This window comes from Bhargavaea sp. GQ12, from assembly GCF_059758705.1.
In genome coordinates this window covers 40,297-55,939 of sequence record NZ_JCAXEU010000015.1, presented here as the reverse complement: position 1 = coordinate 55,939, position 15,643 = coordinate 40,297, and the positions used below count along the sequence as shown (strand labels likewise).

14 protein-coding genes are annotated in these 15,643 nt (G+C 50.5%); 12 read left to right on the top strand and 2 right to left on the bottom strand.

Going from position 1 to position 15,643, the window contains the following annotated elements; genetic code table 11:
- The first annotated feature begins 4 nt into the window (after positions 1–4).
- The 9 genes from AC6CHQ_RS12865 to AC6CHQ_RS12825 all read left to right on the top strand — a co-directional run bounded on the left by AC6CHQ_RS12865 (position 5) and on the right by AC6CHQ_RS12825 (position 11,314).
- Positions 5–1,474 carry a glutamate synthase subunit beta gene (locus AC6CHQ_RS12865; RefSeq protein WP_498081685.1) on the top strand — a complete coding sequence of 490 codons (1,470 nt, stop codon included), beginning with the start codon at positions 5–7 and terminating at the stop codon, positions 1,472–1,474.
- A 19-nt stretch (positions 1,475–1,493) separates the two neighbouring features.
- Entirely contained in the window at positions 1,494–2,735 is a 1,242-nt protein-coding gene (locus AC6CHQ_RS12860; RefSeq protein WP_498081684.1) for an LL-diaminopimelate aminotransferase, read from the top strand.
- Between the two features lie 13 nt (positions 2,736–2,748).
- On the top strand, positions 2,749–3,612 hold the full coding sequence (gene dapF / locus AC6CHQ_RS12855; RefSeq protein WP_498081683.1) for a diaminopimelate epimerase: 864 nt from the start codon (positions 2,749–2,751) through the stop codon (positions 3,610–3,612).
- Between the two features lie 33 nt (positions 3,613–3,645).
- Positions 3,646–4,971, top strand: coding sequence for a type I glutamate--ammonia ligase (gene glnA / locus AC6CHQ_RS12850; protein WP_498081682.1), 1,326 nt, complete (start codon positions 3,646–3,648; stop codon positions 4,969–4,971).
- Positions 4,972–5,014: 43 nt separating this feature from the next.
- Complete coding sequence (gene asnB / locus AC6CHQ_RS12845) at positions 5,015–6,862, top strand: asparagine synthase (glutamine-hydrolyzing) (protein ID WP_498081681.1); 1,848 nt, start codon at positions 5,015–5,017, stop codon at positions 6,860–6,862.
- Positions 6,863–6,920: 58 nt separating this feature from the next.
- Positions 6,921–8,222 carry an ammonium transporter gene (locus tag AC6CHQ_RS12840; RefSeq protein ID WP_498081680.1) on the top strand — a complete coding sequence of 434 codons (1,302 nt, stop codon included), beginning with the start codon at positions 6,921–6,923 and terminating at the stop codon, positions 8,220–8,222.
- Between the two features lie 76 nt (positions 8,223–8,298).
- Positions 8,299–9,375 carry a carbamoyl phosphate synthase small subunit gene (locus tag AC6CHQ_RS12835; RefSeq protein ID WP_498081679.1) on the top strand — a complete coding sequence of 359 codons (1,077 nt, stop codon included), beginning with the start codon at positions 8,299–8,301 and terminating at the stop codon, positions 9,373–9,375.
- Positions 9,376–9,693: 318 nt separating this feature from the next.
- Entirely contained in the window at positions 9,694–10,128 is a 435-nt protein-coding gene (locus AC6CHQ_RS12830; protein ID WP_092051718.1) for a helix-turn-helix domain-containing protein, read from the top strand.
- A 1-nt stretch (position 10,129) separates the two neighbouring features.
- On the top strand, positions 10,130–11,314 hold the full coding sequence (locus tag AC6CHQ_RS12825) for a macrolide family glycosyltransferase (RefSeq protein WP_498081678.1): 1,185 nt from the start codon (positions 10,130–10,132) through the stop codon (positions 11,312–11,314).
- 47 nt (positions 11,315–11,361) lie between these two features.
- Here the strand turns inward: AC6CHQ_RS12825 and AC6CHQ_RS12820 are convergent, their stop codons facing one another.
- Positions 11,362–11,784 (bottom strand): VOC family protein, encoded by a 423-nt coding sequence (locus tag AC6CHQ_RS12820; protein ID WP_498081677.1) that lies wholly within the window; start codon positions 11,782–11,784, stop codon positions 11,362–11,364.
- A 170-nt stretch (positions 11,785–11,954) separates the two neighbouring features.
- Between AC6CHQ_RS12820 and AC6CHQ_RS12815 the strand changes: the two genes are divergently transcribed.
- Both AC6CHQ_RS12815 and AC6CHQ_RS12810 read left to right on the top strand, forming a co-directional pair.
- Positions 11,955–12,500 (top strand): NADPH-dependent FMN reductase, encoded by a 546-nt coding sequence (locus AC6CHQ_RS12815; RefSeq protein ID WP_498081676.1) that lies wholly within the window; start codon positions 11,955–11,957, stop codon positions 12,498–12,500.
- A gap of 114 nt (positions 12,501–12,614) precedes the next feature.
- Complete coding sequence (locus AC6CHQ_RS12810) at positions 12,615–13,511, top strand: PhzF family phenazine biosynthesis protein (protein WP_498081675.1); 897 nt, start codon at positions 12,615–12,617, stop codon at positions 13,509–13,511.
- Between the two features lie 69 nt (positions 13,512–13,580).
- Here the strand turns inward: AC6CHQ_RS12810 and AC6CHQ_RS12805 are convergent, their stop codons facing one another.
- Complete coding sequence (locus AC6CHQ_RS12805; RefSeq protein ID WP_498081674.1) at positions 13,581–14,708, bottom strand: trans-sulfuration enzyme family protein; 1,128 nt, start codon at positions 14,706–14,708, stop codon at positions 13,581–13,583.
- Positions 14,709–14,902: 194 nt separating this feature from the next.
- Between AC6CHQ_RS12805 and AC6CHQ_RS12800 the strand changes: the two genes are divergently transcribed.
- Positions 14,903–15,631 carry a serine/threonine protein kinase gene (locus AC6CHQ_RS12800; protein ID WP_498081673.1) on the top strand — a complete coding sequence of 243 codons (729 nt, stop codon included), beginning with the start codon at positions 14,903–14,905 and terminating at the stop codon, positions 15,629–15,631.
- Positions 15,632–15,643: the final 12 nt, after the last annotated feature.

The window sequence follows — 15,643 nt, the reverse complement described above, 5'->3', positions numbered from 1 at the left end:
GCCGTTGGGAAGCGCAACAGGTTTCATGGATTACCGGAGAATCGCCGGCAACTATCGCGACACCGATGAACGAATCAAAGACTGGAGAGAGATTTCCGTTTTGCCGCCTGATCGGATATTGCGTGAACAGGCATCCAGGTGTATGGATTGCGCGGTGCCGTTTTGCCAGAACGGCAGTGAACTGGCAGGGATGACGACTGGCTGTCCGATTTATAACCTGATTCCCGAATGGAATGACCTGGTTTACCGGGGACGGTGGAAAGAGGCTTACGAGCGGCTCAGCCGCACCAACCCGTTTCCGGAGTTTACAGGCCGCGCCTGTCCGGCACCGTGTGAAGGGGGCTGTGTGGCATCGCTTGCCAATGAGCCGGTCATGATCAAGAACATCGAGAGGGCAATCATCGACAAAGCATTTGAAGAAGGATGGGTTCTCCCGAAAGTACCGCTTAAGCGCACAGGAAACAAAGTGGCGGTGATCGGATCGGGACCTGCGGGCCTGACGTGTGCATCTGTCCTGAATCAGCACGGACACCAAGTGACCGTCTATGAACGGGCGGACCGGATCGGGGGCCTGCTCACATACGGGATACCGAAAACGAAAATCGAACAGGAAGTGGTTGACCGCAGGATCAGGCTGATGGAGGAGGAAGGCATCCGATTTGTTACAAACATCGAGATCGGTAAACAGGTTTCGCTTGAGCAATTAAAGGAAGAGCACGATGCCGTTGTCCTCTGTATCGGTGCGACTAGACCACGAAACCTTGAAATTCCCGGAAGAGAATCGGCCGGAATCCACTACGCAATGGATTATCTGCACCTGAATACAAAAAGCTACCTGGACTCCGGCTTTGAGGATCAGGCATACATCTCCGCGGAAAATCAAGACGTCATTGTAATTGGCGGAGGAGACACCGCGACGGATTGTGTGACAACTGCTGTTCGCCAGAACTGCAGAAGCCTGGTCCAATTTGATATCTATCCGATCCGCCCCAAGGCACGCTCGGCCGATAACCCATGGCCGCAGTTCCCGATCATCCATCAGGTCGATACCGGTCAGCAAGATGCCATTTCCAAGTTTGGGAAGGATCCCAGAGAATTTGCCACGACTGCTCTTGAATTCACTTACGATCAGCACAGGCGGGTTTCCGGGGTGAAAAGTGCGGAAATCAAAACCATCATCGGTAAAGGCGGCGAGAAGATCAGGGAAGTGGTTCCGGGCACCGAAAAAGTCTGGCCTGCCCAGCTGGTGCTGCTTGCAATCGGATTCGAAGGAGCCGAGACGGAAAATCTGGGAATTACAACTGATCGGCGATCTAATATCAAAGTGACGGGCACCACCTATCAGACTCAGAAAGAAGGCGTTTTTGCAGCCGGAGATGCCCGGAAAGGAGCCAGCCTGATCGTCTGGGCGATCCAGGAAGGAAAGGAAGCTGCGGAGGAATGCCACAACTACATCACAAGAAAAACATCATGAACGGGACGGGGGAAAGAGAATGGTGAGTGCGGACTTTATCCAGAACCGGTTTGCCGAACGGATCGGGGGTTCCCGTTTCGGGATGGATAATGAGGTTTACAAGTTCGAGAAGATCAAGCGGGCCAAGCGGGAAGCACTGCAGAAAAGTCCGGACAAAGCATTGATCGACCTGGGTGTCGGAGAGCCGGATGCCATGGCGGATGACCGTGTGCTCAGGGAACTGATGATCGAGAGCAGAAAGCTGGAAAACCGGTTTTACGCCGACAATGGGATACCGGAATTCAAACGGGCAGCAGCTGCTTATATGCAAGAAGTGTTCGGAGTGACCGGCCTCGATCCGGAAACGGAGATTAATCATGTGATCGGGACAAAATCTGCCCTGGCCATACTGCCTCAAGTGCTGATCAATCCCGGCGATGTGTCGATTGTCACGACCCCCGGCTATCCGGTCCTCGGCACCCATACCCGATATCTCGGAGGAGAAGTTGTTGAGCTCCCGCTCCTTGAAGAAAACGGTTTTCTGCCGGATCTTCATTCTTTGTCGGAAGAGATATTGAAAAAAGCAAAGCTGCTGTACCTGAACTATCCGAATAACCCGACCGGGGCGGTGGCCGACAGCGCATTTTTTGAAGAGGTTGTCCGTTTTGCAAAAGAGCATGAACTGATCGTTGTGCATGATGCCGCTTATGCCGCATTGGTTTTTGACGGCAATCAGCCGCTCAGCTTCCTGTCAGTTCCGGGGGCGAAAGATGTCGGGGTAGAACTCCATTCGCTTTCCAAGTCGTTCAATATGACCGGATGGCGGATCGGGTTTATCGCGGGAAATCCCAAACTGATCGCTGCCTTTGCGGCGGTAAAGGACAACTGCGATTCAGGCCAGTTCATCCCGATCCAGAAAGCGGCTGCCTATGCACTGGCCCACCCGGAAATCACGATAGGAACGGCTGAAAAGTACTCGAGGAGGCACGACCAATTGTCATCCATCCTGCAGGACAGCGGATTGGACACCATTAAGCCTAAAGGGTCCTTCTTCCTGTATGTAAAAGCACCCGCCGGCGTGGAGAATGGTCCGACGTTCATGAATGCCGAAACATTCAGCCACTACCTGATCCAGGAGCACTCGATTTCAACCGTGCCATGGGACGATTCGGGACCATACGTGCGCTTTTCGGTGACATTCGAAGCCGACGGGCCGGAAGAAGAGCAAATGATTCTTGATGAAATCAGAAACAGGCTTCGATCTTGCAAGTTCGTCTTTTAAGGAGGTGATGAATTTGAAGTTCACCAAAATGCACGGACTCGGCAATAACTATGTGATTTTCAGTCAGTTGGACGATCCCGGCAATGTTCTGGAGGAGGAACGATATCCCGAACTGTCCAGGAAAGTATCAGAAATCAATTACGGGATCGGTTCTGACGGAATCATCCTGATTGGGAATTCGGAGAAGGCAGATTTTATGATGCGAATCTTCAATGAGGACGGTTCGGAAGCCAAAAACTGCGGAAACGGACTGCGCTGTGTGGCAAAGTATGTGTTTGATCATGGATATGCCAGCCGGCGTAATTTCACGATCGAGACACTGGGCGGGATTGTCAGCGTGGAAGTGGAAAAGGGCCGGACAGGTAAGGATCACCTCAGCTTCGTAACAGTGGATATGGGGAAGCCGGGACTGCAAAAGGGATCGATTCCCATGCAGGGGGATCCGGATGCTCGGACCATCGATGAACTCCACACCTTCGGCGAACAATCACTGCGCATCACCTGTATTTCAATGGGAAATCCGCATGCCCTCATCTTCACTGAAGACGTGAAGGCCGCCGAAGTGGAGCGCCTCGGGCCGATCATCGAGCATTCCCGCCTGTTTCCGGAACGGGTGAATGTTGGATGGGTGGAAGTCAAAGGTCCCCGGGAAATCGAGTACCGGGTCTGGGAAAGAGGATCCGGCATCACAATGGCATGCGGCACAGGCGCCTGTGCGGCCGTAGTCGCGGCGTCGCTCAATGGACTGGTTGATCTTTATCAGCCAATCACCGTTCATTTGCCCGGAGGTGATCTGGAGATCGTCTGGAACGAAGAGGGGCACATCAGAAAAAGAGGGGAAGCCGCCTATATCTGCTCAGGGGAACTCATTGCCTGATTCAAACTAAAAAAGAAAAAGGAGCTGGGGGAAATGGATAAACAGCAAGTGATGGAAATGGTGAAGGAAGAGAATGTGCGGTTTATCCGCCTGCAGTTCACGGACCTGTTCGGGACGATCAAAAATGTGGAAATACCGGTCAGCCAGCTCCCGAAAGCACTGGACAACAAAATGATGTTCGACGGCTCCTCGATTGAAGGATTTGTGCGGATCGAAGAATCCGATATGTACCTTTGCCCGGACCTGGACACGTTTGTCATCTTTCCGTGGACGTCCGAAAAAGGGAAGGTTGCCCGTCTGATCTGTGATATCGCCCATCCCGATGGAACGCCTTTTGAAGGGGATCCGCGCGCCAACCTCAAGCGTGTGCTGAAAGAGATGGAAGAACTGGGCTTCACCCACTTTAATCTTGGGCCTGAACCGGAGTTCTTTCTATTCAAACTGGATGCAAACGGGAATCCGACGCTCGAACTCAATGACAGCGGAGGCTATTTCGATCTGGCGCCGACAGATCTGGGGGAAAACTGCCGCCGCGATATCGTACTGGAACTTGAAGAGATGGGCTTCGAAGTGGAGGCATCCCACCATGAAGTGGCCCCCGGCCAGCATGAGATCGACTTCAAGTATCAGTCCGCACTAAAAGCCTGTGATGATATCCAGACATTTAAACTGGTCGTCAAAACGATTGCCAGAAAACACGGTCTCCTGGCGACCTTCATGCCGAAACCGCTGTTCGGCATCAACGGATCCGGCATGCATTGTAACCTTAGTTTGTTCAAAGGGGAAGAAAATGCGTTCTATGACCCGGAAGGTGCGATGGAAATGAGCGATACAGCCCGACACTTTTTGGCGGGAATCCTCAAACACGCTCCAAGTTTCACGGCCATCACGAATCCGACGGTAAATTCCTATAAGCGGCTTGTCCCGGGCTACGAAGCGCCTTGCTATGTGGCTTGGTCCGGAAGAAATCGGAGCCCGCTCATCCGGATTCCGGCATCGCGGGGACTAAGCACCCGTGTCGAAGTCAGAAGCGTAGATCCGTCCGCAAACCCGTATCTGGCGATGGCTGTCCTTCTGTCCGCCGGGCTGGATGGGGTTAAGAATCAACTGCAGGCCCCTGACCCGATCGATCAGAACATCTACGACATGTCCAGAAAGGAGAGAAGCGAAAACGGAATCATCGATCTGCCTTCCACTTTGGCGCACGCGCTGGAACTGCTGAAGGAGGATGAAGTCATCATCAATGGCCTGGGAAGCCACTTGTTTGAACACTTTGTGGAGTCCAAGGAAATCGAATGGGATATGTTCCGCACCCAGATCCACCCTTGGGAGCGGGAACAGTATCTGACTCAATATTGAGCTGCGGCAGCCTGTGAAAACATCTTAGAAAGAGTGAGCACAAATGTGTGGAATAACCGGTTGGGCAGATTGGCAGCAGGATCTCAGGCAACAGGAGCCGGTGATCAAGTCAATGGCGACAACACTTTCAAGACGCGGGCCGGATGCTTTGAACATATGGTGCTCCAAGCACCTTGCCCTCGGTCACACACGGCTGACCGTCGTGGATCCAGACGGCGGCTCACAGCCGATGAGCAAAGAATCACAAGGCCGCACCTATCGGATTGTTTATAACGGTGAGCTCTACAATACGGAAGAGATCAGAAATGAACTGATCGGCAAGGGATATCCGTTCCATTCCCGGTCCGATACGGAAGTGCTGCTGACTGCTTATATCGAGTGGGGCGAGCAGTGCCTGGAGCGGCTGAACGGAATCTTCGCCTTCGGAATATGGGACGAAACGCTGGATCGGCTATTTCTGGCGAGAGACCGGCTGGGCGTTAAACCGTTATTTTACCGGGCCGGTGCCGATTCCCTGATGTTTGCTTCCGAAATCAAAGCAATTCTGAAGCATCCGGAAATCAAAGCACAAGTGGACCGCGACGGATTAAGGGAAGTGTTCGGATTGGGTCCGTCACGCAGCCCGGGAAATGGAATTTTCCGCGGAATCGATGAACTCCCGCCTGCGCATGCCCTGACCTTTGACAGACATGGTATCCGGAAATGGCGATACTGGAATGTGGAAAGCAGGAACCATGACCATGATCTCGCAGAAACACTGGATAGAGTTTCGTTCCTCGTAAAAGATGCCATCCGGCGTCAGCTCATCGCAGATGTTCCGGTGTGTACATTTCTGTCAGGGGGATTGGATTCCAGTATCATCTCAGCCGTAGCAGCCGAACAGTTCCGTTCAGAGGGAAGAGGCAGGCTGAACTCGTATTCCATTGACTATGAACAGAACCTTCATTATTTCAAATCAAGTGTCTTTCAGCCGGATCAGGATGCGCCGTGGATTGAAAAGGTGTCGGACTTCATCGGTACAGACCATCATTCAAAAGTGATTGATCAACAGACACTAGTCAATTGGCTGGATCGGGCGGTACGGGTCAGGGATCTTCCCGGGATGGCTGATGTGGATGCATCTCTCCTATGGTTTTGTGAACAGATCCGGCAGGACCATGTCGTTGCTCTTTCGGGGGAATGCGCTGATGAGATATTCGGAGGGTATCCGTGGTTTCACAGGTCTGACCTCCTACAGGAAAGTCGGTTCCCATGGATGACATCTCAGGAAGAAAGAGAAGGGTTGTTGCTGGAAGATTGGCGGAAAAAGTTATCACTGAAGGAATATATTCAGGATCGCTATGATCGGACAATCGCTGAGGTGCCCGTATTGGATGGAGAGGATCCGACAGAAGCTAGGCGGAGGGAAATGTTTTACTTGAATATGACCTGGTTCATGCCGACCTTGCTGGAGCGAAAAGACCGGATGAGCATGGGAGCGGGGCTTGAAGTCCGTGTACCATTTGCCGATCACCGGATTGTCGAATATGCCTGGAATATTCCATGGGATATGAAAATGCTCGATGGCCGTGAAAAGGGACTGCTGAGAAGAGCGATGGAAGGGATCCTTCCGACAGACATCCTCTATCGGAAAAAGAGTCCGTATCCGAAAACCCATCATCCTGCATACATGAGGCTTGTAAAAGAAAAGCTGCAAGATATTCTTGGGAAGCCTTCTCCGCTATGGGAAATCATTTCAAGAAGGAAGGTTGAAGAAATCCTCAATTCCGACGGTGCCTCCTTCAAGACTCCCTGGTTTGGCCAGTTGATGACTGCGCCGCAGCTGATTGCCCATCTTTCTCAGATCCACACATGGTTCGATCATTACGGCATTGACATTGTAGACAGCTGAACGATGGGGGGTGACAGCCCCCATCGCAATTTAAAAATTGAATACGGGAGGAATGGATATGGCGGACTTGTTTTATCTGAACAGTGTCTGGATCATGCTGGGTGCCATTTTGGTGATCTTCATGCAGGGAGGGTTCATCCTGCTTGAAGCTGGCTCCACCCGCATGAAAAATGCGGGACACATCGCCGGCAAAACGATCTTTTCATTCGGTATCGCTGCACTCGTTTTCTGGGCAGTAGGATATGGATTCATCTTCGGAGACAACGGAAATTTCTTTATAGGGATGAGTGAGTTTTTCTACCCGGGTGATGAAACCGCCGGAAGTTCCTATTCCACCGTTGCATTCTTTGTCTTTCAGATGGCTTTTGCCGGCATCGCACTGACCATCGCGTTCGGAGGATTTGCGGAACGGGCAAAGCTGTCTGTCTACCTCGTCTTTGCAGTCCTGTTCTCCGTGCTGGTCTATCCGGTCATCGCACACTGGATCTGGGGCGGGGGCTGGCTTGCGGAGCACGGCAAACAGGACTTTGCCGGTTCCACGGTTGTTCACCTGACAGGCGCCATGGCAGCCCTGGCTGCCACCATCCTCCTGAAACCGCGGATCGGCAAATACAACAGCGACGGCACGGTCAATAATCTCAGCGGGCACAATCAGGTGTACACGGCTTTGGGAGTACTCATTCTTTTTATCGGATGGTTCGGATTTAATGCGGGGAGCACCCTTGGGGTAGAAGATGGCTTTTTCGCATTCGTCGCCATGAATACGGCGATGGCTGCGGCAGCCGGTGCGGTCAGTGCATTGCTGATTTCCTGGGTGGCTCTGGGGAAATCTGATATCCCGACCATGCTGAACGGTACACTTGCCGGCCTGGTTGCCATCACGGCATCCTGTGCATTTGTTGAAACATGGGCATCCGTCATCATCGGGGCCGTTGCAGGAATCATGGTTTTCTATAGTGTCCGTTTCTTTGAAAAACGTAGGATTGATGACCCGATTTTCGCTCTTTCCGTGCATGGGATCGCCGGGGTATGGGGAACCTTGTCGACCGGTATATTCGCCACACCCGAGCTTGCTGTTGTCGGCCAGGCAGGCCTTCTGTACGGAGGCGGTCTGGAACAACTGGGAGTGCAGGCAATGGGCATTACGGTATCAGCAGGCTATGCATTCGTAGTATCCTTCCTCTTGCTGCTGGGCATGAAAGCAGTCATGAAGGGCCTCCGGGTCACCGAGGAGCAGGAACTTGCCGGCCTCGATATCAGTGAACATGGCAGTTATGGGTATCCCGAAGCATTCAACCGGGATGATTCGACCTCTGTTCTCCCACGACACCTGCTGAATACCCAGCTTCTGAAAGAATAATGATTTACCAAGCAGACAACAACCCACCGGATACTCCGGTGGGTTACATACTGAGGATGTGTAGAGGGGGAAGAAGATGAAGCAGGGATATTTGATCTTGGAAACCGGTGAGGTATTTGAAGGTCTTCTGGCCGGAGAGTTTTCGGGAGAAACAGAAGGCGAAGTCGTCTTTAATACGAGCATGAGCGGCTACCAGGAAATCATTACAGACCCTTCCTATGCCGGTCAGATCATTGTCTTCGCCTATCCGCTGATCGGGAATTACGGAGTCAGCGGGGAAGATGATGAAAGTGTGTCTCCTCATCTGAGGGGAATTGTGACCGGAGAGATGTCGTCTGACCTGCATCATCACCGGGCGACCGGCTCTCTGCAGGGAATGATGGAGGAAAATCGACTTCCTTGCCTGACGGATATAGATACCAGAAGTTTGGTCAGGACCATTCGGAAAAAAGGAACGGTCCGGGGAGTCATTTCCGAACGGAAAGATGCAGTGGTTCAAGCCGGTGAGGATGGCGCAATGTTTGATCGGGTGACAACGAATAAGGTGAAGACCTACGGGAATAGAGGGCCGCATGTGGTACTTCTGGATTATGGCTATAAAAAGTCCATACTGGATTACCTTCTTGAACAACGGTGCAAAGTGACCGTTGTACCTTACCATCACTCCATACAAGGCATCCGAGGTCTGAATCCCGATGGGGTCGTCATCAGCAACGGACCCGGAAATCCGGAACATGCCGCCGATCAATTGAAAAAGATCCGGAAGCTCACAGATTCATATCCGACACTCGGCATTTGTCTTGGCCATCAGCTGATCGCGATGGCTTATGGTGCCAAAACAGCAAAGCTCCTTTTCGGCCATCGCGGGGGAAACCATCCCGTACAGGATCTGAAGACAGGAAAATCCTACATCACCTCCCAGAACCACGGGTATGTCGTGCAGGAAGAGACGGTCGACAAAGACTTGTTTGAAGTGTCGTTCCGAAATCTGAATGACGGCAGCGTGGAGGGCCTGCTGCATAAGAAGAAACCGGTTCTGGCCGTCCAGTTTCATCCGGAAGGGCATCCCGGTCCTTTGGATACGGTGTTTATATTTGAACAATTTGTCGGCCGGCTCAAGGAAAGCCGGCTATCTGGAACATCAATAAGATGACAAAGATCAGGCATTCTGCGTTCACGCAGGGATGCCTGATCTTTCATTTTGAATAGGGAACGGCGTGACAGCATTTTTCTGATTGGTGATTTCGCGTTGCTCAGGGATGGTCAACTGTATGATGATGCCTCTGTTGAATTTGCAGACGAACCTAAGCAGGTTAATCGCAGGAATTCTTTAGTTATCTAAATTAACCAGAGCAGCGGGACACGCATTTTGCTGTTTTAATTGCCACGAATATTAATGATAACTGTATTAGTTGGTTGATAGTCATTAACATTTCTTTAGGGTAAAGTGGAACCAAAGGAGTTGAGCGGGATGATCGGCACCAATATTCGTGTGTTAAGGAAGCGGAACAAGCAGAGCCAGGAATTTTTGGCGGAGCGGCTGGGGGTATCCAGGCAGACAATCGCTAAATGGGAGTCGGGGGAGTCGCTTCCGGACCTGTACAGATGCCGGGTGCTTGCGGATCATTTTCAGGTTTCACTTGACCAACTGTCGGGAGATCTGACCGAAGCGGAAGCGAACCGGATGGCGCCTCGAGGGAAGCACTTTTTTGGTGTGGCCAAGGTTGGTCAAGACGGACAGGTGAATGTTCCTAAAAAGGCGCTGGAGAGGTTCGGAATCCGTGAAGGGGACCAGTTGGTGGTTCTGGGTGACGACAGCTCCATGGGGATTGCTCTGATGAAGCGTGATACATTGCTCGACTTTGCGGAAATGATCCGGAATGCCGAGCCGGAAGGAGGGGAATGAGATGAGCAGAATCGTTTTCTTCTCATTGCCGGCACACGGCCATACGAATCCGACCCTGCCGGTCGTAAGGGAGCTTACGGAGAGGGGACATGAGGTCTGGTATTACTCGTTCAGGGAGTTCCGGGAGAAAATCATAGCAGCCGGTGCCAAGTTTATCGGGTGTGATCAATTTCTTCCTCAGGCGACGGATAAGGAAATCAGCAAAAAAGCCGGCAAGGACTTTGCTGCGCTCATTGAAATGACCGTGGACACGACACTTGCGATGCAGGAGAAAGTGCTTAAGGAACTCTCATCCGCCAGGCCGGACTGTATCGTGTCGGATTCGATGAGTGTATGGGGGAAGCTGTATGCCCAAAAGCTGGAGATTCCCTATATCTGCTCGACGACCACTTTCGCATTTAATCAGCATACGGCTAAGCTGATGAAGCCGGGATTTAAGGAAACGCTAAAAATGATCATCGGAATGGGACGGATACGCGGGAAAATCAAAGAACTGCAACAAGCCGGTTACGAAGTGGACAGCTTTACATCTCTGATCGGGAATGACAATGATACGGAGACGATCGTGTTCACCACAAGGGAATTCCAGCCGCTTGCCGAGACATTTTCCGATCGGTTCGCGTTTGTCGGCCCTTCTATATCGGGCAAAGGCCAAAATACCGTGGAGAAAGAGAAGTCCGGCACCTTGGTGTATGTCTCGCTAGGAACAGTTCTGAACAACGCCCATTTCCATAAAAATTGCATCAGCGCTTTGGCCGGCAGTAATGGCGAGGTGGTCATGTCGGTCGGAGAAAAAACCGACATCGGACAATTTGGAACGGTCCCTGACAACATACGTATCAAGAATACAGTCGATCAGATAGCGGTTCTCGGACAGGCAGACGTCTTCATAACCCACAGCGGGATGAACAGTGTCAGTGAAAGTCTGTATCAGGGAGTCCCGATGGTCCTGTACCCGACACACAGTGAACAGAAATTGGCTGCACAGCGCGTCGCTGAACTGGGAGCAGGGATCATCCTTAAAAACGACAGGCCACAGACAATCAGAGAAGCTGTCAATCAGGTCTTAGAGGATTCCCAATTTCTAAGGAATGCTGCAAAGATCTCAGAGCAGTTCAGGAATGCCGGCGGCGCCTCAGCGGCAGCTGACGTAATTTTGGCGAGGATCAATCGGGAGGAGCCATGAAAATTCGGCTTTGTCAGAAGACAAAGCCGATACTCCATGATGCAGGTTTATCCTTGGTATCCTTCTGTATAAAACTGAAAAGTTACTCCGAATTTATCTTTGATGACACCGAAGGCAGGGCTAAAACCTGTATCCGATATTGGCATCTCAACCTGTCCGCCATCCTGCAGCGCTTCAAATACCTGATGGGCTCTGTCAGCATCGTCAAACGTAATACAAATGATCACCATATTTCCCTCTTCGGCCGGCTGGCCCGGGAATGTATCTGACAACATGATCATTGACTCACCGACCTTGATCGCGCCATGTGCAACCAGATCTTTTGCGTTTTCAGGGAAAGGAGACTCCGGAGAAACAGGCATATCGCCAAACGTCAAGACGCCCAAGTTCTCTGCATCAAATACCTTTTCATAAAACCCGATAGCTTCTTTGGCGTTCCCATTCAGCTGTAAATAAGGGATGAAATTCATTTTGTTCATCTCCTCTCGTTTGATAGCATGGATTCCATTATACCTTGAAAAGCGGTTTATAGAGTTAATATTCCGATAAATAAACATCCTAATCCCAAACCGGACAATCTTCTCTTAAATCCAGTAAAGTGAAATCTAAACAGCTTAGTATGGAAGGAGAAAATTTATCTATGAAACTAGTCGGTGTTTCCGGAGCGCTTGCGGGAGATAAAACATCAGTTGCTGTAGGCAGTGTTCTGGCTGCAGCTCGTCACATAGATCCTCGCATAGAAATTGAATTAATAGACTTGAGGGATTATGAAATAGAGTTCGCGGCAGGGCTTCCCCTGGCAGCTTATAATGAAGACACCTGGAATGTCGTTAAGAAAATCCAATCTGCCGACTTTCTTGTTTTCGGAACCCCCATCTATCAGGCATCGCTCACGGGAGCCTTGAAGAACCTGTTCGATCACTTGCCGGAACATGCATTCAGGAATAAGGTGACAGGCATGGTTGCAACAGGATTGACGGAAAAACATTTTCTGGTACTGGAATATCATCTCGGTTCTATCCTGTCGTATTTCAAAGGCCTCATCCCCACAGACAATGTCTTTATATTGAATGACAACTTCGATCCCGAGACAGATGAAATTATGGATAAGCGAATAATGGAGAGAATCGGTAAACTGGCCGAGGAAATGATTGAATTGCAGCGTGGCATTATGAACAGAGACTAACACTACTATGCGACAGTTCTGAGACAGTATTTCGGAATTAATCTGGACCGGAACATTTCAGTTTAATAAATGATTAAACGGAGCGTTTTATAAGTATGAGGCAGGGGATAGAAAATGAAAACAGTCACGGTTTACCAATATGATGCTTTCAGCACGGAGCCAGATATGGGAAACCCCGCTGGAGTTGTTTTGAATAGTGAAGGTCTGTCCGACTTCGATATGCAGCAAATCACTGCTAAAGCAGGATACAATGAGACGGCTTTTTTATTGGATTCGGATCTGGCTGACTGGAAGGTCCGTTTTTTCACACCCGGTTATGAAACGGATCTTTGCGGCCACGCCACCATGGCGACGATTTTCGCTCTGGCCAGCACAGGTGAACTGGGTAAAAAAGAGAAACTGATGATTGAGACGAAGGCAGGCATTCTGCCTATAAAAGTTACAAAAAACCAAAACGGTGAATGGTCCATCACGATGAAACAGGCATCGCCGAAGTTCATCGAATACAAAGGCTCAAAAGAAGAACTGATGCATTCAATAGGATTGGTGGAATCCGATCTCCATCCGACTTTGCCGATCCTATATGGAAGCACAGGAAGCTGGACTCTTCTCGTTCCGGTAAAACATCTTTCAAAATTCCAGGAAATGCAGCCGGATAATCAGCGGTTTCCTGAAGTCCTGCAGGAAGTGCCGCGTGCCTCCATCCATCCGTTTTGCCTAGAAACCCACGAACCGGCCGCAGACATGCACGGCCGGCATTTCAGCTCCCCTGATGCCGGAACGGTGGAAGATGCAGTTACAGGCACCGCTTCAGCAGTCATGGGTGCTTACTATGCCAAGTTCATCCAACCGGGATTCACCGGTCAACTGGATCTCGCTATAGAGCAGGGCCAGGAAATCGGTAAAGATGGTAGAGTTGGCGTTCATGTCTTAAAAAACCAGGAAGCATTAGAAGTTCAAATCACAGGAAAAGCTGTGTATGTGAAAGAGGTAGAAATTACTTCACCCTGAAGATTTTTAATTCCAAAAAAGATGATCTTTGGAAGAAGAATTCCCGAGATCATCTTTTTTGTCTGCATTTTATTCCAGCGCCTGCAACAAATCTTCTTTAAGGTCTTCCACGTGCTCTATTCCGACCGAAACACGCAGCAGATTATCAGGAGCAACCGCATGGACGCCTTCAAGCGAAGCCCTGTGCTCGATCAGGCTATGTGTTCCACCAAGGCTTGTGGCCCGTATAAACAGTTTCGCTTTTGCAGTGACTGCCATGGCCGCTTCCTGTCCGCCTTTTACCTGGAAGGACAGCATACCGCCAAAGGAGCTCATTTGCTTTGCCGCAACCTGGTGCCCCGGATGTTCAGGGAGTCCGGGATAATGGACGGCTTCGACATTCGGGTGCTGTTTCAGGAAAGCCGCAATTGCCGAAGCGTTTGAACAGTGGGTCGCCATGCGCAGGGGAAGTGTTTGGACGCCTCGCAGGGCAAGCCAGCAGTCGAAGGGGGAAGGAACTGCCCCTTTTGCCTGTTGGGCAGCCTTTAATCTGGCAAGCATCGGGCTATCTGTTTTTGCAATGACTGCCCCGAGCAGCAGATCGCTGTGCCCGCCGATATACTTGGTCACTGAGTGAAGTGAAAAATCCGCACCGAGGTTGAGAGGTTTCTGTAGAACCGGGGTTGCCCATGTATTATCGACAACAGAATATGCACCGGCATCGCGGGCCAGTTTTGCCACTGCCTGGATATCAGTCACTTTCAATTGTGGATTGGAAGGGGACTCCATCCAGACGAGCCCGGTCGGTGCCTCATTGATGACTTCCTCGACTTGGTTGAGATCGGTCATGTCTACAAACACAGCTTCAAAGTTAGTCCCGATATCCGTGTCTGTAAGGAGGGAACGGATGCCATGATACATATCATCGGGCATCACCACGCGTCGGGGTTTATCGGCAGGCAGAGATTCGATCAATGAAGAAATCGCCGCCATGCCGGATCCGAACGTGACTGTATCGGACCCTTCTTCGAGCGATGTGAGACAGTCTTCCAGAGCCCTGCGATTTGGGTTATCAATCCGGCTGTAGATATATTCATTCGGATAAGATCCGTCACCTGCCCGTTCGTATGTTGATGAGAGGTGGATCGGCATGGTGACCGCACTTGTCGATGGATCAATCGAACGCCCGGCGTGGATGGCTTTAGTTTCAAAACGCATATGAATGCCCCGCTTTCCATGGTTATGTATGAAGGTTTTTGTGTTGACCCAATGACCTTCCCAGTCCCATTTTACACGAATTTCATGCAAGTCTGACTTAAAAAGAGCACCATGTTGGTCTTGTGAAGCCGGCAATGATACATTCGCCTATATAAAGAATTTCAGTGAGCAGTTTTGATGAAGGGATTTAAACCATGAGTAAGGACATTCTGCGTGTTGCGCGAAAAATCCGCCAGTTTTTTGTAGACTGGCCAATTCGGGAAGGCACCGTTTTGAATAGGCGATATAAAGTCTGTGACGTAATTGGAACAGGCAGTTACGGCATCATTTATGATTGCACCGACCTGCATACCGAACAGAAGGTAGCTGTAAAACAACTCCGGCCGAGCAGACGCAGTAGCAGGAAAGAGGTCGCCATGTTTCAAAATGAGATGGAAATTATGAAACAGCTCTTACATCCGAATATGCCGGCCATCATCGAAAACTTCTCAGATGACGATCAACACCTGTACTATGTCATGACGTTCATCGGGGGAGAAAATATGGAAGAGCAAATCTTTACCCGGCAACAATCGTTTAGCGAAGAAGAATCATTACGAGTATTGGAGCAGTTGCTGCAAATGGTTCAATACCTTCACGCAAAAGGAATTTATCATCAGGATCTGCGTATCCCCAACATCCTGATTAACGATGGAGAACTTTATTTAATCGATTTCGGGCTTTCGGTTTGTGAGAGTGAAGTTTCGCAGGCAACCAGTCAAAGCGATTTGTGCAAAAGGATCGAGCAGCTGAGGCTTCAGGATTACTACGATCTGGGGGAGATTCTGCTTTATTTGCTCTACACTACCTACACGCCAACAAATAAAAAAAGGTCGTGTCAACGGACGGATAGTAAGGAGGGGGGCTTGAAGATTCCACGGTAAGCAACCACAGAT